Source organism: Flavobacterium gawalongense, assembly GCF_007097265.1.
GTDB lineage: Bacteria > Bacteroidota > Bacteroidia > Flavobacteriales > Flavobacteriaceae > Flavobacterium > Flavobacterium gawalongense.
In genome coordinates this window covers 68,273-86,286 of record NZ_VJZP01000002.1, presented here as the reverse complement: position 1 = coordinate 86,286, position 18,014 = coordinate 68,273, and the positions used below count along the sequence as shown (strand labels likewise).

Genomic DNA, 18,014 nt, shown 5'->3' with positions numbered 1-18,014 from the left:
AGAATTAATTAGCATTAGAACGGATAATTTATTCCAAAATTTAAAACAGAGTGTCCAAAATTGTATTCATTAAACCATCGTTTGCTTGTTTCATTGGCCGGATTGTAGGTTTTAAACCCTAAATCAAACCGGATTACAAAAAAACTTAAATCGTATCGCAACCCAAATCCAGAGCCTATTGCAATGTCTTTTAAATCGTTTAGATTTTTAAATGTTGCCTTTTCATCTTCCACATTATCAAGTACATTCCATATATTTCCGGCATCTACAAAAAGTGCTCCTTTTAGACTGCCTAATACTTTAAATCTAAATTCTCCGCTAAGAGCAATTTTCATATTAGCTTCATTAAAATCATTTGAAGCACCGCTGCTTCCAGGACCTAAACTATAAGGTTGCCACGCTCTGTTATCATTGGAACCACCAGAAAAATAACTTCTCGAAAACGGAACGTTGTCCGAATTGCCAAAAGGAATGGCTATTCCAAAGAAGGTTCTGACAGCAAAAACTTTCTCTTTTGTCAGATCCCAGTGTTTGATATAGTCGAACTCCGTTTTTATATATTCTGAATATTCTAAATTGAATATTTCGTAATTGTTATCTGAATTTTTAGGTAAACTTGCTGTTTTCGAAACTAATGATAATAAAGTCCCGGCAGATTCAATTTTTGTTCGGAAGAGGTAAAAATTATTGTCTAGCAAATCTATTTTGGTAGTTTTAGTAAAACTATAACTTGTAGCCAGAATAAAATCATTCTCGGAAAGTCTAATTCTTCGTTCTTCTATACTTTTTATTGATGCGAAATCGCTAGCGTTTGGAAAGATACTTGGGTTTGAGCCTAAAACGCCATTGATAAAGCTATTAGTTCCGTTTTCAATAATTAAATCATTATTGTCGTTAAAATATGTTGGATTGACTCCATAACTAGGCTTTTGGGCTAATTCATTCAAAGCGTTGTAAGAAGACCGATAAACATTGAAATAATTTTGTGGATTTAGATTGCGCACAAATTGCGCATTGAAAAGGTCAAAACGAGCGGTATTGTTTCTTTTTGGCGTCCAATTATAAGATAATGCTCCGGTAAAATTTTCTTTATCCAGACCAATATTTCTTTGCTTGGCAAAACCCATAGTAATAAGAGTGGAAGGAATCATACTCTTAGGAATGATTTTTTCAGTTGCAAAAGGTATAAAAATTCTTGGGAAGCTAAGTTTTAAATCCAGTCCGTATTCTGAAACATTAAAAAAGTTATTATTTGGATTTGCTAAATCTTTTGATGATCCTATATTTCCACGAGCAGCAATTTCTAATGTTTCGGCGCCGTTAAATACGTTTCTGATGGTTTCTGAAGCACTCAGTCCAATACCAATATCTTGTATGTTTGAATGTGTAACATCCAGAGTAGTGCCAAAACTATATTTTTTTCTTGGGGTTAAATATACTTTTGCAATCAATGAGTGAGCGGTTGTATCTCTTTTGTCGACTTCGTATTGTATGGTTGGATAATTGAAAATCTTCAGATTATTCAAATATCGGGTTGTCAGCACCGTTTTATAATCCGCAAACAAAGTTCCTTTCGTAATAAAAATGGCATTCGTTATGGCACGAGGTTTGTATTTTATTTTTTTGCGACCATACAAATTAAAATTGTTGTAGGAAATACTATCCGTAATTTTTTGATTGCCACCATTAGGTAAATAATCGGTATAAATGTTTACATCGCTTATTTTATATAACTTGAAAGGTTCTGTTTTACTTGAGTCTTGTTGTTGATAAGAATAATTATTGATGATTAAATTTACATCTGCTTTATTTACTTTATTAATGGTATCTAAATCAAAAGTGATGTAATTAGGTTGGAAATTATACGCGCCATTGTTTCTGAAGTGAGTGGTGATTCGGTTTTTTTCATCCTCAAAATTGGCTGTTTTATATTGATCTCCGGATTTAATTAAAGTTTTAGATTTGGTTACTTCGTACAACGAATCAAGTACAGGAGTCAAAATAGTTGTTTTTAGTGTGTCTAAAGTATAGGGTTCAAGCGTAGTTATTGCATATTTAATTTTGGCTCTTTTGGTTTTTAATGTGTCTATGGTGTAGTTCGCTTTAACATTAAAAAAACCAATATTAAAATAATAATATTTCAATCGTAATATCGATTTGTCAATTTTTGATTTGTCAATAATTACAGGTGCTTCACCAGTTTTTTTTAGAAAATCATGAATTCCATGATACAAAAAAGATTTTCCAAGTCGGTCAACTTGTTTTGCAGATAGCCATTTTGATTGTCTTTTGTATTTTTCAGGATTATTTGTAAACTTAGCCTGATAAGTGGAGTCAGGATTCAGATTAGCCAAATTATACAAATTCAATCGCAAACGAAAGCCCAATAATAAGGTGCTGTTTGGATTTTGATATAATTGATTGAAAATAATTTCTTCTTTTGTGGCTTTGTTATTTACTAAAACTTCATTTTTAGTAAGTAGGTGTTTGCCCTCTGGAACTCTTTTTACAGCGTTACATGCACAGATTAATGTTGCAATTAGAATAAATGCTGTTATTTTTGTGGAAATCTTTTTCAAGTGTTATAAAATATTTAATTCAAAAGTACATTATTTTATGGTTAGTAAAAACCAAATAAAACTTATAACGAGTTTACAGCAAAAAAAATATAGGTTCACTAATAAATTATTTTTTGCCGAAGGCGTAAAAGTAATTCAGGAATTATTGCAGTCAAATTTTGAATTGGAACATTTGTACACGACTCAAAACGATTTTGAGGAAGTTTTAAGTGCAAAAAAAACGGTTATTGACGATAATGATTTAAAAAAAATAAGTGCTCTTTCATCGCCAAATTCCTGCTTGGCAGTTTTTAAGGTGCCAGTTGAGAAAAAAATGATTGAATCTGGATTGATTCTCGCTCTTGATAGCATTCGCGATCCGGGAAATTTAGGAACGATTTTGCGATTGTGTGACTGGTTTGGAATTCATCAGTTAGTGTGTTCTAAGGAAACAGTTGATATTTATAATCCAAAAGTAGTCCAGGCTACAATGGGTTCAATTGCGCGGGTAAATGTGAGTTACACAGATTTGAATGCTTTTATTTCTAAAACCAAATTACCTGTTTTTGGCACTTTTATGGATGGCGTGAATATTTATAAAACCAGTTTGTCTCAGGAGGGAATCATCATCATGGGGAATGAAGCCAATGGAATTTCTGCAGAAATTGAAAAACTGGTTCAAAACAGACTGACAATCCCTCGTTTCGGAGAAATTCAAAAGACGGAAAGCTTGAATGTGGCAACCGCAACTGCTATTATTCTTAGTGAATTTAGAAGAAATTCTTAAAAAAAATTAAGAATAGTAATTGTTTTAATGAAAAGTAAAATTGATAAAAACAGCTCTGGATTTTATTGATTCTATGTCGCCTGTCCAGGGACTGTTTGGATCGTTGTCTCTAATTAGTTCATCTTTAAGACCAAAGACACCTCTTATGGAAGGGGAAAATATAAAATATGGAGAAAAGAAATCGATTCCCAAACCCATTTCGTAATTTGTAGTCCAGGGTTTTACCCTAAAACGTTGTTCTGAATTATCGTCTACTGATTTTGAATTGCTCGATAAATTTAAAGTCGTCGAAAGCCCTCCTACAATATACGGACGAATATTTCCAGTTCGAAGAGACAAAAACTTTAATAATAAGGGAAAATGAATGTAAGTGCTGTTTACTTCTCTCAGAGCATCGGCTTTTGTTGTAAAACCAGGAAAGTTTAAATCTCTTTTAGTATAATACAACCCCGGTTCAAATCGTAAACTGATATATTCATGAAGTTTTAAATCACCAACAATTCCCACATTAAAACCCGTTGTTTTTTTTACTTGGATATCAGGTCCGACGGTTTTATAGTCAATTTTAAAATCATAAGAATTGAATCCCAAAAAATATCCAAAATAAAGTCTTTTATTCTGAAAATTTTCAAGGTTAATGATTGGATCCTTACTAAACATGTTTTTAGTAAACTGTGCAAATCCATTCAGAGTGAAAGTTAATAAAACTAAAACAACTATTTTTTTCATCTTATTTTTTAGAAGCAGAATAAATGGTAGCCACGCCAAATGTTTGTGGCATTGCTACAACATCTATAAACCCAATTTTTCTCAAAATATTGTTCAATGCTTCACCGTATGGAAATGCTGCGGAAGATTCAGATAAATAACCATAAGCTACATTGTCTTTAGAAAATAATTTTCCTATAAGTGGAAGTATGTTTTTACTGTAAAAAGTATATCCTTGTTTATAAGGAGTTTTATCCGGAACTGAGGTTTCTAAAATTACAAACACACCGTTTGGTTTTAAAACTCTTAAAATTTCTACTAAGCCTTTTTCGAGAGTTTCAAAATTTCTAACACCAAAAGCAACTGTTATGGCATCAAAATAATTATCATCAAAGGGCATGTTTTCAGAGTCGCCTAAAAGCATTTCAATGGTATCAGTCATGTTCTTGGCGGCAATTTTTTTCTTGCCAACTTCAAGCATACCTGCAGAAATGTCTAATCCAATAATTTTTTCAGCATTAGTTTGTGCCATCAAAATAGCCAAGTCACCAGTTCCGGTTGCAATATCCAGAATTATTTTTGGATTGGATTTGGCAACAATTTTGAGAACTTTCTTGCGCCATTTGATGTCAATGCCAAAAGAAATGACACGATTAAGATTGTCATAATTTCCAGATATGGTGTCAAACATTTTCGCAACTTGTTCTTTTTTGCCTAAAGTTGAATTTTTATAGGGTGTTATGTTTTTTGACATTTTTTTTAATTTCCACAAATATAATACAAACTGTACAAACTAAAAATCAGTTTTGGAATTAGGTGCAGACTTTCTTTTAATCAGAAAAAATAGTAAAATAGTTAGTTTTTGTTCTTCGAAGAGTAATTATGAAATAATTACAACAAACCTTAAATATCACTAAAAGTGGGTATTGCAACAAATGTTTTTATTGTTCAATTTTACACTATAATATTTTAAAATATTTATCAATGATTAATAGGGATTCAATGACCCAAATCAAATGGTTGTTTCTTGCGTTAACAATATCATTTGTTCTTGTGAGCAGTTTTGAAAGTGCTATTTTACAAAATAGTACTGTATTTAAAGCGCAACACACGTTCTTAGGATTAAATTTGTTTTTGGAAATTTTGATTTTCTTTGTCTTTAGTACCTTCGTGGTATTTGGTATTAAAGGCTTTTTTGAAATGTACTCCCAAAAATCATCAAATGCTATTATCTTCATATCTGGAGTGTTACTAGTATTTGTGATTTTTATTTTGAGTTATCAAATACTGTTTCAAGAATAGGTCATTTCCCTTATCATTGTTGAAAAAAACATCCCATTTTGGGATGTTTTTTTTATTTTCTGGAAAAAGTTTGATACGTATAATCGTAAAGGTGTTTTTCGTCTTTCGTGTTAAACACAGATTCTATAATTTCCCATTCTTCAAGATCGATTTCAGGAAAAAAAGCATCTGCTTCAAAACTATTATGAACTCTTGTGATTTCAATCTTGTCAGTAAAAGGAAGTCCCAGATTGTAAATTTCTCCGCCTCCAATAATATAGGTGGTTTCATTTCTAGGACAAATATCTAATGCTTTTTCTATGCTGTCTACAATGATACAACCTTCAGGTTGGTATTCTTCCTGTCGAGATATCACAATATGAGTTCGATTGGGTAATGGTTTTGGGAAGCTTTCAAAAGTTTTCCGTCCCATTATGATATAATGTCCGGAAGTAAGTGTTTTAAATCTTTTAAAATCATTTGGAAGATGCCATACTAATTCATTGTTTTTTCCAAGCGCATTATTTTCGGCAACAGCCGCAATCATTACTATCATAGTTCTCTTAATTTTTATTTTATATAGAGGATTCTTCGTTAATCTTTGTTTCTAATTGAGTGATTTTTTTTTGCTGAAGCGCAACAAGTCGATCTATTTGTTCTCTTTCCCAGTTTTTATTCATAAAACGATCTGTAATGTAAACTTTTATAAAATGTAATATGAATATGAAAAACCATATTGTAATTCCCCAAATATACCAATCTGAATTTATACCGATTCCGAAAAAATTATTGGATATAAATAAAAATAGACTTCCTAAAAGAAACAAAACAAAATGGAAATAAAGTCTTTTTTTTTGCTTTATTCTTCTTCTAGCATATTCATATTGTTCATGTTGTTCTTTTTCCATAGGTTAAATTTTGTTTATAAAGATAAATTTTATTTTGTAAAGGCACTATTTTGATTGGTGATTATTTAGTAAGAAAACGTTTTCTTATTTAGGATATAAAAATTAAAACTCATATAATTAAGGATTTATTTAAAAATTAACATTGTTTATGTCATTCTACTAAAACTTCATGTGCTTTGTTGAAAGTTCATTTGAATTTATTTTCTTTGTCTCATAATTCTAAAAATGAAATAGTTATGTCAATTAAGAAACAATTTGTAAAAACAAAACCGGTTTGTAAAGTTACATTTTCAGTAGAAGCAAAGCAAGCTACATCGGCATCAGTGGTTGGTGATTTCAATAATTGGAATTTAGCCGAAGGTGCTTTAAGTAAATTGAAAAATGGAACTTTCAAAGCAACTTACGACTTAAACAAAGATGCGTCTTATGAGTTTAAATATGTAATAGATGGAGAGTTCGTTAATGAGCCAGAAGCGGATTCATTTGTATGGAATGATTTCGCCGGTGCTGAAAATAGTGTTTTATCTATCTAATCAAATGTAAAAAAATCCGCTGAGAAGCGGATTTTTTATTTTCTTTTATCGGGAATTTGAGTTTTAAGCTTTTGTTGATTTTAGTTTTTAACTAAAACAATAAATCATGAAATTTATGATGTTTTACACCGCAACGCTTCCTTTTATAAGGGCGTGTGGTTCATAACCTTCAAGTGTGAAATCTTCAAAATCAAAATCGAAAATATTTTTTATTTCAGGATTCAAAATCATCTTTGGTAATGGTTTTGGCTCACGTGACAATTGTAATTCCAGTTGCTTAAAATGATTGTTGTAAATATGTGCATCACCAAAAGTGTGAATGAATTCGCCTGCTTCTAATTCGCATACTTGCGCAATCATCATGGTCAGCAATGCATAAGAAGCGATGTTAAAGGGAACGCCCAAGAAAATATCGGCGCTTCGTTGGTATAATTGACAAGATAATTTTCCTTTCTCCTCTCCTTTGGAGAGGTCGGGTGAGGTGACATAAAACTGAAAAAATGCATGACAAGGAGGTAAAGCCGCTTTATTGTTAGCTACATTTTCTTCGAATGATTTTTTCGTGTCTGGAAGTACAGAAGGATTCCAAGCCGAAACAAGCATTCTACGGCTATTTGGGTTGGTTTTTAGTTCTGTGATAAGTTCTGTAATTTGGTCTATTTCTTCGCTATTCCAGTTGCGCCATTGATGTCCGTAAACAGGGCCTAAATCTCCATTGGCATCTGCCCAAGCATCCCAAATTTTCACTCCATTTTCTTGAAGGTACTTAATATTTGTGTCGCCTTTCAGGAACCAAAGCAATTCATAAATAATAGATTTTAGATGTAATTTTTTAGTGGTAACCATTGGGAAACCTTCATTCAAATCAAAACGCATTTGATAACCAAACACACTTTTAGTTCCCGTTCCGGTTCGATCTCCTTTTTGACAACCGTTTTCCATAACGTGTTGCACTAAATCTAAATATTGCTTCATTCTTAAGGTATTAGGTGTGGGGTATTAGGTTTTGGGACTGTTAAAATTCTTGTTCTATGGTTAAGTGCACTTAATTTATTTTTGATTGTAATCGCTCTGGACAACACCTAAAACCTAGAGCCTAAAACCAATTTATGATTCTCTTTTTGAAATTTCGTCTCTAATCTTAGCTGCTTTTTCGTAATCTTCATGTTCTACAGCTTGATCTAGTAACTCGTTCAATTCCTGTAAACTGTGTTTGGAATAAGTATGTCCGGATTGATTGGTTTCTTCTTCGCGACCAAAAGTATCAGGATTAGACAGCACATCATCTATTTCTTGTGAATCTTTGTTGGCTTCCAAGGGATTTGCTTTCAAATAGATTCCAGCTTTGTCCAGGATGTTTTTATAAGTGTAAATCGGGGCATTGAATCGCAATGCTAAAGCAATAGCATCGGATGTTCTGGCGTCTATTATTTCTTCAATTTTATCTCTTTCGCAAATGATACTTGAATAAAAAACACCATCTACCAGTTTATGAATAATGACTTGTTTTACAATAATATCAAAACGCTCAGCAAAATTTTTGAATAAATCATGTGTCAAAGGTCGAGGCGGTTTGATTTCTTTTTCTAAAGCAATAGCAATAGATTGGGCTTCAAAAGCACCTATGACAATAGGTAATTTTCGTTCACCGTCAACTTCATTCAAAATCAAAGCATACGCTCCGTTTTGGGTTTGACTGTATGAAATCCCCTTTATGGATAATTTAACTAAGCTCATAGTTGTTAAAATGGGAAAGTACGATGTACTTATTTTTTAATAAAAATTAGGTGCGATTTTTTATTCAAAAAAAATGCTGCCCAAAAGCAAAGATACAAATATCTTATTTTTTAGGCAGCAATTTGAAGAGATTTATTGAATTATGACTGTTGTGCTTTAAAAGCTTTAAATTTCTCAATTAATTTTGGAACAATTTCAAAAGCATCACCCACAATTCCATAGTCAGCTACTTTGAAGAATGGTGCTTCCGGATCGCTATTGATAACCACTTTTACTTTAGAAGAGTTGATTCCTGCAATGTGTTGAATTGCTCCCGAAATTCCTATAGCAATATAGAGGTTTGTAGCAACAGGTTTTCCGGTTTGTCCTACGTGTTCTCCGTGAGGTCTCCAGCCTAAATCAGAAACAGGTTTAGAACAAGCAGTTGCAGCACCAAGTACCGAAGCTAATTCTTCTACCATTCCCCAGTTTTCAGGACCTTTTAATCCACGTCCTGCAGAAACCACAATATCGGCATCGGCAATAGAAACTTTTCCGGAACCTTTTTCCACTGATTCTACTTGTACTCCAAAATCGTTGTCTCCAATTGTTGGATTGAAATCTTCTTCAGTTAAAGTGGAAGTATTTTCGAAAACACCATAGGAGTTTTTAGCAAGACCAAGTACTTTTACATCGGTATTAATTTCAGTAATATTGAAAGCTTTATTTGAAAAAGCATTTCTTTTAACTTGAAAAGGAGATGTACTTACCGGTAATCCCACAACATTTGAAGCAAATCCAGCTTCTAACGCCACAGCTACAAGAGACGAAAGGTAAATGCTGTCCGTAGTGGATGAAAGCAAAATTAATTTAACACTTTCTTTTTGTGCAGCTTGCTTGATTACATCAGCATATGCTTTTGCAGTAAATCCTGATAATTTATCATTGTTTACTTTTAATACTTTGTCTACTCCGTATTTTGATAATTCCGAAACATCTCCAGCGTTTACGGTTACAGCTGTAACAGTTGTCCCTAAAGATTCGGCTACTTTTTTTGCATAAGAAGCTAATTCGAAAGCTACTTTCTTAAATTTTCCTTCTGCGTATTCTGCATATATTAATATTGACATAATGATTTTAGATTTAAAGATTAAATAATTGAAAAATTTAAAGATTTCAAAAATCCGTAATTATATTACTTTCGCTTCGTTGTGTAATAAATTGATTAATTCATCTAAATTGTCAGGAGAAATTAATTTCACCGCTGATTTTGGAGCTGGTTTCTCAAATTTCACTGCTTTAGTGTTTACTGGAGCTTCAACTGGTTCCAGTATGGTCAATACTTTAGTTCTTGCAGTCATAATTCCTCTCATGTTAGGAATACGCAAGTCTTTTTCTTCAACCAGTCCCTTTTGTCCACCAATGATTAAAGGCAAAGTAGTGCTTACTGTTTCTTTTCCACCATCAATCTCACGAACTGCTTTTACATTAGCTCCATCAACAGTAAGGCTTGTGCAAGAATTTAGGAAGTTATAACCTAAAATACCTGCAATCATTCCAGGAACCATTCCTCCATTATAATCAAGAGATTCTTTTCCTGCGATGATAACATCGTATGCGCCGTTTTTAATTACTTCTGCAAGTTGTTTAGCAACAAAAAATCCGTCAGTAGGAGTGGCGTTAACACGAATGGCTTCGTTTGCGCCTATTGCTAATGCTTTTCTTAAAGTAGGTTCTGTTTCTGGTCCTCCGACATTTACAACAGTAACGGTTGCACCTTGTTGTTCTTGAAACCAAATGGCACGTGTTAAACCAAATTCATCATTTGGATTGATTACGTATTGTACGCCGTTAGTGTCAAATTCAGAATCACCATTGACGAAGTTAATCTTTGAAGTAGTATCAGGAACGTGACTGATGCAAACTAATATTTTCATAAGTATTGATTTTATTATTCAAAATTTGTTTCACAAAATTAGAATAATAATTTGAATAATTTACTATGCACGCATAATATTTTCAAATACTATTACGATTTCGCAATTTTGTAATAAAAGCGGATATTTTTTTGATAAGAGATTGATTGGTTATTAATTTGAATGAATTAATGAAAAAAATCCAACAAAAAGAAACCAAATTGTTGCTTTCGACTTCTCATTTAATGTGCAGATTGAGGTGAGAAGTTGCTTAAGATGTACAAATCTTTAATGCTACATCGATTTCGTAGCCCGGATAGCAGCGGTATCCTTCCTGTGGTTCCTTTAACCATAGGAAGATATAGCGTATAGCCGGAAATAGCTCCTGATTATTTTGGAACTATTTGTGCTTTTAAGTGACTTAAAATATTTTTTATTATAGACTATATAATGGATAGATTGTAATTTATATAGGCCATTCCAGAATTGAAGTGGTTCCGGATTTTGATTCTATTGTTTTTTTAATTTCAAAGTTACCGTGAAGTTGTTTTGTAAGTGCCTTTACAATAGATAGTCCCATTCCGTTGTAATTTTCTTTCTTTTCGAATCCTGATCCATTATCAGAAATGGTTAAAATATTGTTTTGATTAATTTGGTTTATAGTTATTTTTATCAAAGGATTTTCTGTTTCTTTAAATGCATGTTTAAATGAATTGGTGATTATTTCGTTGATTATCAAACCTAAAGGAATTATTTTTTCTACTTCATGTCGAATAGGGATGCAATTAATTTCAAAGCATTCGTCATAGGATTCTCTGTAGGTAGATTGTATCATTTCGGTTAGTTGATTGATGTAGTCCGGAATATATATAGACACTGCATTTTCGATGTTGTATAATTTTTGATGGGCCAATAACATTGATAAAAGCCTGTTTTTAGCTTCATTTATAGCCTCTTTTGATTTAGAGTCCGAAATATTCATGGATTGAATGTCCAATAAACTAATGACTAACTGAAGGTTGTTTTTTACACGATGGCTCAACTCCTTAATTAAGGTTTCAATGTATTTATTTCGTTCGTTTGTTTTTTCGAGTGCAATTTTTAATTCTTCGGCGGTATTGTGCAATGCTGTTTTTTGAATGGAGATTTCTTCATACAAAGTTTCTAATTCATTACTTTTTGAAATGATTACTTTACGATCTTCTGACATTTTTTTTCTGAATGTTGCTATGATATATGTTGTGAAAAACATAGCGTACAGCATTGTAATGGCGTGATCGGCAAAAGCTTCTTCGTTACTGTTGTATTTAGTTATTAAGTGGGGAAAAGCATAATTTAATCCGATTAATGAAATTAGTAGTATGTAAAAAAACAGGTAGATAAGATTTTGTTTTTTTTCGGAAACAATAAGTACAAAGACATTAAGGAACATTAAGATGAGGTAGGTTACGGTTCCATTTACACCAGCATTAAAGAAAAACATGCTGCCTAGAATTAGGCCAGTTGAAATTAGGTAATAAGCAATTAGCTGAGTGGAGTATCTGTTTTTAAAACGGGAAAGGTAAAAAAGCGTGAATGTGATTATAAATCCTACAAAACTTAAGGCTACAACTGTAAAGTTGAGCCCAATAAAATAGTTGGCTATGGTGCCTACTAGTGCAAATACCGAAATGGAAAATGAAGATATATTGAATATGCGCTGTTCCAGTTCTAAACTTTCATCGCCGCCTATTTTTTTCATGAAGGCTTTACCATTTTCTAATCTCATAATCGCAAATTTATACCCATTTTAGTTTTGATGCCAGTGCAATTAATTCTGAGGAAGATTTCATATTGTATTTCCTCATTAAATTCTTTCTGTGCGTTTTAATTGTATGTTCGCTAAGATACAATGAATTAGCAATAGCTTTACTATTTAATCCTGTTGACAGCAGTGTCAATATTTCTATTTCTCTGTCGGAGGGTTTTATATAATTTGGCGAAGTAGATCTGACGTCAATAACTTTCATCGCTATATTGACAGCAACTTCTAATTGTCTTGTGGTGAATGGTTTAATTAAATAGGAGATCGGCTCTGTCTCCAAAGCGGAGTCTATATAATCTTCGTTGGAATATGCGGTTAGATATATGACAGGAATCCAATATTTTTGTTGCAGACATTTCACTATTTCAATACCATTGAGATTGTCTGTCAGGTTTATATCACTAACAATAAGGCTGACGTTTTTCTCTGAAACAATTTGGATGGCCTCCTCTAAGTTGTTTGTTATCTGCACTGAAAAATCTCCAATGTTTTCTATAATGGCGGCAATATTCTCGGCGACAATCATTTCATCTTCAAGGACAAGAATGGTAAGAGCGTTTTTCATGTTGATCGTTTTGCTGTTTTGTCAATAAATCATTACGTTACAGGTCTTTTGAATTCAAATTTATTTATAAAGATTTATTTTACGTGAATTTTATCTAAATAATTTATACCTAAACATACTGCTTTTACCATTTCCAATTTTGCATTCACAAGAGGTTGCGGTGTCCTCGCAGAGGCTTTTTTACTTTCATATGCAGTAGAGGCTGCTCCATAGTCGAAAGTATTAATATTTCACATTATAGTAATGGGGCTCTGATAGTTTTGTAATTTTTTCTTTAAATATCAAAATTTCTTCAAGAATAATTTTGTTTTCAATTAATTGGAGCTTCATACTAATGGAAAAGAGTACTGCTTAAAGTAAGTTAACCGCTATCAAAATGACTTCTAATTAACAAATCTAATTTTTTTATAAGTTTTTATACTACCTATTTATAGGTATTTTTTCGCATTATATGGCGATGCTTTATGCTTTTGTGTTTTCTTAATAAAAGAAGATGAATTTTTGAAAAGAGGTGAATTGTGTATTTATTGGGCTGAATCAGTGAAAAATATCCAACAAAAAGAAACCAAATTGTTGCTTTCGAATTCTGGTTTAAGAGGGATAATGAGAGGAGAAGCTAGCTGAGATGTGTAAATTCTTGACACTATATCGATTTCGTAGCTGCGATAGCAGTGGTGTCCTGGCTGTGGTTCCTTTAATTACAGGAAGATAAAGCCTCTAGCCAAAGATAGCTCCTGATTATTTTAAAGTGATTTATGCTTTTAAGTGGTTTAAAATATTTATTTTTGCTTTTCGAAAATTACACACATACAACATACAACTATGAGAACTATACAATTTAGAGAGGCTATTTGTGAAGCGATGAGCGAAGAAATGCGTCGCGATGAGTCCATATACTTAATGGGTGAAGAAGTTGCAGAATACAATGGTGCATACAAAGCATCTAAAGGAATGCTTGCTGAATTTGGCGAAAAAAGAGTAATTGACACTCCAATTGCGGAACTTGGTTTTACAGGTATTGCAGTAGGTTCAGCAATGAATGGATGTAGACCAATTGTTGAATACATGACTTTCAATTTCTGTTTAGTGGGGATTGACCAAATTATAAATAACGCTGCCAAAATGCGTCAAATGACTGGGGGACAATTCAATGTGCCTATCGTTTTTCGTGGACCAACCGCTTCGGCAGGACAATTAGGGGCGACTCACTCACAAGCACTTGAAAACTGGTTTGCTAATACTCCAGGTCTTAAAGTAGTAGTTCCATCTAATGTTTACGATGCTAAAGGATTGTTGAAATCAGCTATTCGTGATAATGATCCTGTGATTTTCATGGAGTCAGAGCAAATGTATGGCGATAAAGGTGAAGTTCCAGATGGTGAGTATACTATTCCGATTGGAGTTGCTGATATCAAACGTGAAGGAACAGATGTAACTATCGTATCTTTTGGAAAAATCATCAAAGAAGCCTATGTTGCTGCTGATGAACTAGCTAAAGAAGGAGTTTCATGTGAGATTATCGATTTAAGAACGGTTCGTCCTTTGGATTTTGAAACGATATTGACTTCGGTAAGAAAAACAAACAGATTGGTAATTCTTGAAGAGGCTTGGCCATTTGCAAGTGTTTCTTCAGAGATTACTTATTTAGTTCAAGAACGTGCTTTTGATTTTCTTGACGCGCCTATCCAACGTATTACAACAGCTGATACTCCTGCGCCTTACTCTCCGGTATTGCTTAAAGAGTGGTTGCCAAATGCGGGTGATGTTGTAAAAGCAGTTAAAAAAGTAATGTACAAAAAATAGATTTTTTTTAAGGATTTGATTTTTAGATAAAATTTAACAGTCAACATTTTTAATTTAGAATAATCTAGATTTCTAAATACCTATATTTGAAACTTCATCAATTATTTATTTGATGGAGTTTTTTTTTGAATGACTATGAAAAAGAATCTCTTATATCTCTTGTTTTTTTTATTTGTTTCTGTGAATGCTGTTTTTGCACAAACAAAAGTGAGTGGTGTTGTGGTAGACAAATCAAATCAGCCTATTCCCTTTGCTAATGTGGTTTTCAAGAATTCGAGTGAAGGTATTGTCACCAATGAAGATGGTCGGTTTTACCTTGAATCCGCAAAAACCTATACTACCTTGATAATATCCTCAGTAGGGTTTTCCGAAAAAGAAATTACCTTAGATAAACAGGTGAATTATAATTTCAAAATTCAGTTGAACGAAGCCGAAAGCTTAAGCGAAGTAGTTGTTTTTGCTGGTAAAACATCAAAGAAGAATAATCCTGCACTTGAAATTCTGAGGAAAATTTGGGAAAGAAAACGTAAAAACGGATTGTACTTATTTGATCAGTACCAGATGGAAAAGTATGAGAAAATAGAATTTGACATGAATTCTATTGATAGCACTTTCATGAAAAGCAAGCTTTTCAAAGGGATGGAGTTTATATTCAATCAAATGGATACTTCAAAAATTACGGGTAAAACGTATTTACCCATTTTTGTAAACGAATCACTTAATGATGTTTATGGAGATAATAAATTAAAGAAAGTAAAAGAGAAAATAAAAGCCAATAAGACTTCTGGTTTTAATGGAAACCAACAGATTTTGACGTTTGTAAAAGATTTATATTCCAATTACGATATCTACAATAATTACTTAACTTTTTTTGACAAAAGTTTTACGAGCCCGTTATCTAAAACGGGTGTTGATGTTTATAATTATGTATTGAAAGATAGTGCTTACATTGATAAAAAATGGTGTTATAACATTGTGTTTTATCCACGACGCAAGAACGAATTGACTTTCAAAGGTGATTTTTGGGTGAATGATTCCACATTTGCCATCAAGAAAATTAACATGGCAGTTACCAAAAGCGCCAATATCAACTGGGTAAAAGATATTTATTTAGAGCAGGAATTTGAAGTGGTCAGCGATTCTGTTTTCCTATTAACCCGAGATTATTTAATGTCCGACTTTGCTTTAAACAAAAAAGAAAAATCAAAAGGTGTTTACGGAAAGCGAACCACTTTCTATAGAAATCATCAGTTCAATAAAGAAAAATCAGTCGCTTTTTATAAAGATGAGGTCAATTATATGGATACGGATGTCTACAATAAATCGGATGAGTATTGGAACGAGAATCGATTCGAGAACTTAACCAAGGACGAATTGGGTGTTTATAAAATGCTGGATACACTGCAAACGGTTAGGAAATTCAAGCAAATATATAGTACCGTTCAAGTTCTGGCTAGCGGGTTTTTGCAATTTGGAAATTTTGATTATGGTCCCATTTTTTCCACATTTGGATACAATGAAGTCGAGGGTGCTCGATTGCGAGCGGGTGGAAGAACGTATTTTGGAACGAACGACACTTGGCGTTTGCAAGGCTACACTGCTTATGGTTTTAAGGATGAAAAATTCAAATATGGATTTTCAGGTAAATGGATGGTCGATAAGAAAAAAAGAATCATTTTGTCTGGAGGCAACAGGCGTGATATTGAACAAATTGGTGCCAGCTTGACTACCACCTACGATATTTTGGGTAGAAGTTTCGCTTCGTCTTCTGTGTTTTCATCAGGAAGTAATGGGAAATTGACCAACATCAATTTGAGTAATATTGCGGTAGAAATAGAGCCGGTTAAAAATTTAATATTTCAAACTGGAATTTCGTATCGTATACTGGAGTCCGCTTCCCCAACATTTAGTCTGGATTATTACACGGATATAGCGAATGCTGTGACAAAAAGTGAAGTTAAACAATCGGAAGTTAACTTTCAGGTTGAATACACACCAAAGAGAAAAACCATTGGATTTGCAGTAGAAAGAGAGAATGTTGACAGTCCGTACAGCCGCTTTTTTGTCAATTACAGTCATGGTTTTAAAGGATTATTGAATAGTGATTTCAAATACGATAAAATACAATTGTATTATAAACAACCGGTAATTATTGGACCATTGGGACGCACGAATATAATTATGGAAGTGGGGAAAACTTTTGGAACCGTTCCTTTGGGATTGATGAGTGTTATTCCGGGAAATCAAACTTTTTTTACTCTTGAGAACACCTTTAGCAACCTTAATTTTTATGAATTTGTGTCGGATCAATATGCTACTTTGCAGTGGAACCACAATTTCAATGGCCGACTTTTTTCCAGAATTCCATTCATGCGAAAACTCAATTGGAGAGAAATCGTATCGGTAAAAGGCGTTTATGGCAGTATTTCAGATGAAAACAGAGCTATAAATGCTTCTGGTTTGGTCTACAACGCACCCGAAAAAGGGTATTGGGAATACAGTGCCGGAATTGGGAATATTTTCAAAGTATTCCGCATCGATTTCGCTTGGCGAGGCAGTTATCTCAATACGCCAGATACGAATCGTTTTTCGGTAAAAGGGTCGTTTGGGTTTAATTTTTAATAAGCGATCAACTAAATTGTCATTCCGACGACAGGAGGAATCAGGAGCTATTTACTTCGTCAGTTCGCTTCGCTCGTGTCCAGCTGTTCACTATATCTTTTTATCTCGTTTAAAAAAAACGAGATAAAAAGGATGCCGTTTTCTCTCGAAATTTCGGGATGGGCTAAAAACATCAGATTATGCAACAAGCCATTGAATATCTTTTAGAAAAAGAGACCATTTTCAAAGTGATCATTGAACAATATGGAATGCCAACCATTCCTATAAGGCCTCAAGGATTTGAGACTTTAGTTTTATTGATTTTAGAGCAACAAGTATCTATAGATTCCGCGAAAGCAACTTTTTTAAAGTTAAAATCCAAAGAAAAAAACGTTGAACCTAATGCACTTCTTAATTTATCAGATGAAGAATTTAGGAATCTTGGCGTAAGCCGTCAAAAAACGTCTTATATCAAAGCGTTGTCAACTGCAATACTAAATAAGGATATTGATTTGGAAAGTTTGCCAACCAAAACGGCTCAGCAAGTACGAGAAGAACTCATCAAGATTAAAGGAATAGGGAACTGGACCATCGATATCTATTTAATGTTTTGTCTTCAAGCACCAGATTTGTTACCGCTGGGTGATATTGCCGTAGTAAATACCATAAAAGAGTTGTTGGATATTCACAATAAAGAAGAAATGGAAGTCCATACTATAAAATGGAGTCCGTATCGTTCCGTGGCCACCTATCTTTTGTGGCATCATTATTTGAATAAAAGAAATAGAACGGTGGTTTACTAAAGTGCTGTTTATTAAAATTTAATCCACAGAT

16 protein-coding genes are annotated in these 18,014 nt (G+C 33.1%); 5 read left to right on the top strand and 11 right to left on the bottom strand.

What is annotated here, in order from left to right; genetic code table 11:
• Window positions 1-14: 14 nt before the first annotated feature.
• On the bottom strand, window positions 15-2,579 hold the full coding sequence (tamL, locus tag FNW38_RS02055; protein WP_143386855.1) for a translocation and assembly module lipoprotein TamL: 2,565 nt from the start codon (window positions 2,577-2,579) through the stop codon (window positions 15-17).
• Window positions 2,580-2,616: 37 nt separating this feature from the next.
• On the opposite strand from tamL, the gene FNW38_RS02050 reads away from it, so the two are divergent.
• Window positions 2,617-3,345 (top strand): TrmH family RNA methyltransferase, encoded by a 729-nt coding sequence (locus tag FNW38_RS02050; RefSeq protein WP_143386854.1) that lies wholly within the window; start codon window positions 2,617-2,619, stop codon window positions 3,343-3,345.
• Between the two features lie 24 nt (window positions 3,346-3,369).
• Here the strand turns inward: FNW38_RS02050 and porT are convergent, their stop codons facing one another.
• From porT to FNW38_RS02025, 4 genes are all read right to left on the bottom strand, one after another.
• Window positions 3,370-4,074 carry a type IX secretion/gliding motility protein PorT/SprT gene (gene porT / locus FNW38_RS02045; protein ID WP_143386853.1) on the bottom strand — a complete coding sequence of 235 codons (705 nt, stop codon included), beginning with the start codon at window positions 4,072-4,074 and terminating at the stop codon, window positions 3,370-3,372.
• A 1-nt stretch (window position 4,075) separates the two neighbouring features.
• Window positions 4,076-4,807, bottom strand: coding sequence for a bifunctional demethylmenaquinone methyltransferase/2-methoxy-6-polyprenyl-1,4-benzoquinol methylase UbiE (ubiE, locus tag FNW38_RS02040; protein ID WP_143386852.1), 732 nt, complete (start codon window positions 4,805-4,807; stop codon window positions 4,076-4,078).
• Window positions 4,808-5,407: 600 nt separating this feature from the next.
• Window positions 5,408-5,890 (bottom strand): dihydrofolate reductase, encoded by a 483-nt coding sequence (locus tag FNW38_RS02030; RefSeq protein ID WP_143386850.1) that lies wholly within the window; start codon window positions 5,888-5,890, stop codon window positions 5,408-5,410.
• A gap of 19 nt (window positions 5,891-5,909) precedes the next feature.
• A complete protein-coding gene (locus FNW38_RS02025) occupies window positions 5,910-6,242 on the bottom strand; it encodes a 2TM domain-containing protein (RefSeq protein WP_143386849.1) in 333 nt (110 codons plus the stop codon).
• A 236-nt stretch (window positions 6,243-6,478) separates the two neighbouring features.
• Between FNW38_RS02025 and FNW38_RS02020 the strand changes: the two genes are divergently transcribed.
• On the top strand, window positions 6,479-6,775 hold the full coding sequence (locus tag FNW38_RS02020; protein ID WP_143386848.1) for an isoamylase early set domain-containing protein: 297 nt from the start codon (window positions 6,479-6,481) through the stop codon (window positions 6,773-6,775).
• A gap of 123 nt (window positions 6,776-6,898) precedes the next feature.
• On the opposite strand, the gene FNW38_RS02015 is transcribed toward FNW38_RS02020, so the two are convergent.
• From FNW38_RS02015 to FNW38_RS01990, 6 genes are all read right to left on the bottom strand, one after another.
• The gene (locus FNW38_RS02015; protein ID WP_143386847.1) at window positions 6,899-7,750 is read right to left on the bottom strand and encodes a thymidylate synthase; all 852 of its coding nucleotides are present in this window, start codon (window positions 7,748-7,750) and stop codon (window positions 6,899-6,901) included.
• Window positions 7,751-7,882: 132 nt separating this feature from the next.
• Entirely contained in the window at window positions 7,883-8,512 is a 630-nt protein-coding gene (locus FNW38_RS02010) for a bifunctional nuclease family protein (protein WP_143386846.1), read from the bottom strand.
• A 140-nt stretch (window positions 8,513-8,652) separates the two neighbouring features.
• Window positions 8,653-9,621, bottom strand: coding sequence for an electron transfer flavoprotein subunit alpha/FixB family protein (locus tag FNW38_RS02005; protein ID WP_143386845.1), 969 nt, complete (start codon window positions 9,619-9,621; stop codon window positions 8,653-8,655).
• A 60-nt stretch (window positions 9,622-9,681) separates the two neighbouring features.
• Window positions 9,682-10,428 (bottom strand): electron transfer flavoprotein subunit beta/FixA family protein, encoded by a 747-nt coding sequence (locus FNW38_RS02000; protein WP_143386844.1) that lies wholly within the window; start codon window positions 10,426-10,428, stop codon window positions 9,682-9,684.
• A 445-nt stretch (window positions 10,429-10,873) separates the two neighbouring features.
• Complete coding sequence (locus tag FNW38_RS01995; protein WP_143386843.1) at window positions 10,874-12,175, bottom strand: sensor histidine kinase; 1,302 nt, start codon at window positions 12,173-12,175, stop codon at window positions 10,874-10,876.
• Between the two features lie 10 nt (window positions 12,176-12,185).
• Window positions 12,186-12,776, bottom strand: coding sequence for a DNA-binding response regulator (locus FNW38_RS01990; RefSeq protein ID WP_143386842.1), 591 nt, complete (start codon window positions 12,774-12,776; stop codon window positions 12,186-12,188).
• A gap of 822 nt (window positions 12,777-13,598) precedes the next feature.
• On the opposite strand from FNW38_RS01990, the gene FNW38_RS01985 reads away from it, so the two are divergent.
• The 3 genes from FNW38_RS01985 (at window position 13,599) to FNW38_RS01975 (ending at window position 17,983) form a co-directional block, all read left to right on the top strand.
• Window positions 13,599-14,579 carry a pyruvate dehydrogenase complex E1 component subunit beta gene (locus FNW38_RS01985; RefSeq protein WP_143386841.1) on the top strand — a complete coding sequence of 327 codons (981 nt, stop codon included), beginning with the start codon at window positions 13,599-13,601 and terminating at the stop codon, window positions 14,577-14,579.
• Between the two features lie 135 nt (window positions 14,580-14,714).
• On the top strand, window positions 14,715-17,201 hold the full coding sequence (locus FNW38_RS01980) for a DUF5686 and carboxypeptidase-like regulatory domain-containing protein (RefSeq protein ID WP_143386840.1): 2,487 nt from the start codon (window positions 14,715-14,717) through the stop codon (window positions 17,199-17,201).
• Between the two features lie 179 nt (window positions 17,202-17,380).
• A complete protein-coding gene (locus FNW38_RS01975; RefSeq protein WP_143386839.1) occupies window positions 17,381-17,983 on the top strand; it encodes a DNA-3-methyladenine glycosylase family protein in 603 nt (200 codons plus the stop codon).
• Window positions 17,984-18,014 lie beyond the last annotated feature (31 nt).

Excerpts from the sequence above, each read along its gene's own strand:
- FNW38_RS02005 (WP_143386845.1), bottom strand. The coding sequence starts at position 9,621 with ATGTCAATATTAATATATGCAGAATACGCAGAAGGAAAATTTAAGAAA.
- FNW38_RS02050 (WP_143386854.1), top strand. The coding sequence starts at position 2,617 with ATGGTTAGTAAAAACCAAATAAAACTTATAACGAGTTTACAGCAAAAA.
- FNW38_RS01995 (WP_143386843.1), bottom strand. The coding sequence starts at position 12,175 with ATGAGATTAGAAAATGGTAAAGCCTTCATGAAAAAAATAGGCGGCGAT.
- FNW38_RS01975 (WP_143386839.1), top strand. The coding sequence starts at position 17,381 with ATGCAACAAGCCATTGAATATCTTTTAGAAAAAGAGACCATTTTCAAA.
- FNW38_RS01985 (WP_143386841.1), top strand. The coding sequence starts at position 13,599 with ATGAGAACTATACAATTTAGAGAGGCTATTTGTGAAGCGATGAGCGAA.
- FNW38_RS01990 (WP_143386842.1), bottom strand. The coding sequence starts at position 12,776 with ATGAAAAACGCTCTTACCATTCTTGTCCTTGAAGATGAAATGATTGTC.
- FNW38_RS02025 (WP_143386849.1), bottom strand. The coding sequence starts at position 6,242 with ATGGAAAAAGAACAACATGAACAATATGAATATGCTAGAAGAAGAATA.
- FNW38_RS02000 (WP_143386844.1), bottom strand. The coding sequence starts at position 10,428 with ATGAAAATATTAGTTTGCATCAGTCACGTTCCTGATACTACTTCAAAG.
- porT (WP_143386853.1), bottom strand. The coding sequence starts at position 4,074 with ATGAAAAAAATAGTTGTTTTAGTTTTATTAACTTTCACTCTGAATGGA.
- FNW38_RS02020 (WP_143386848.1), top strand. The coding sequence starts at position 6,479 with ATGTCAATTAAGAAACAATTTGTAAAAACAAAACCGGTTTGTAAAGTT.
- FNW38_RS02010 (WP_143386846.1), bottom strand. The coding sequence starts at position 8,512 with ATGAGCTTAGTTAAATTATCCATAAAGGGGATTTCATACAGTCAAACC.
- FNW38_RS02015 (WP_143386847.1), bottom strand. The coding sequence starts at position 7,750 with ATGAAGCAATATTTAGATTTAGTGCAACACGTTATGGAAAACGGTTGT.
- ubiE (WP_143386852.1), bottom strand. The coding sequence starts at position 4,807 with ATGTCAAAAAACATAACACCCTATAAAAATTCAACTTTAGGCAAAAAA.
- FNW38_RS01980 (WP_143386840.1), top strand. The coding sequence starts at position 14,715 with ATGAAAAAGAATCTCTTATATCTCTTGTTTTTTTTATTTGTTTCTGTG.
- FNW38_RS02030 (WP_143386850.1), bottom strand. The coding sequence starts at position 5,890 with ATGATAGTAATGATTGCGGCTGTTGCCGAAAATAATGCGCTTGGAAAA.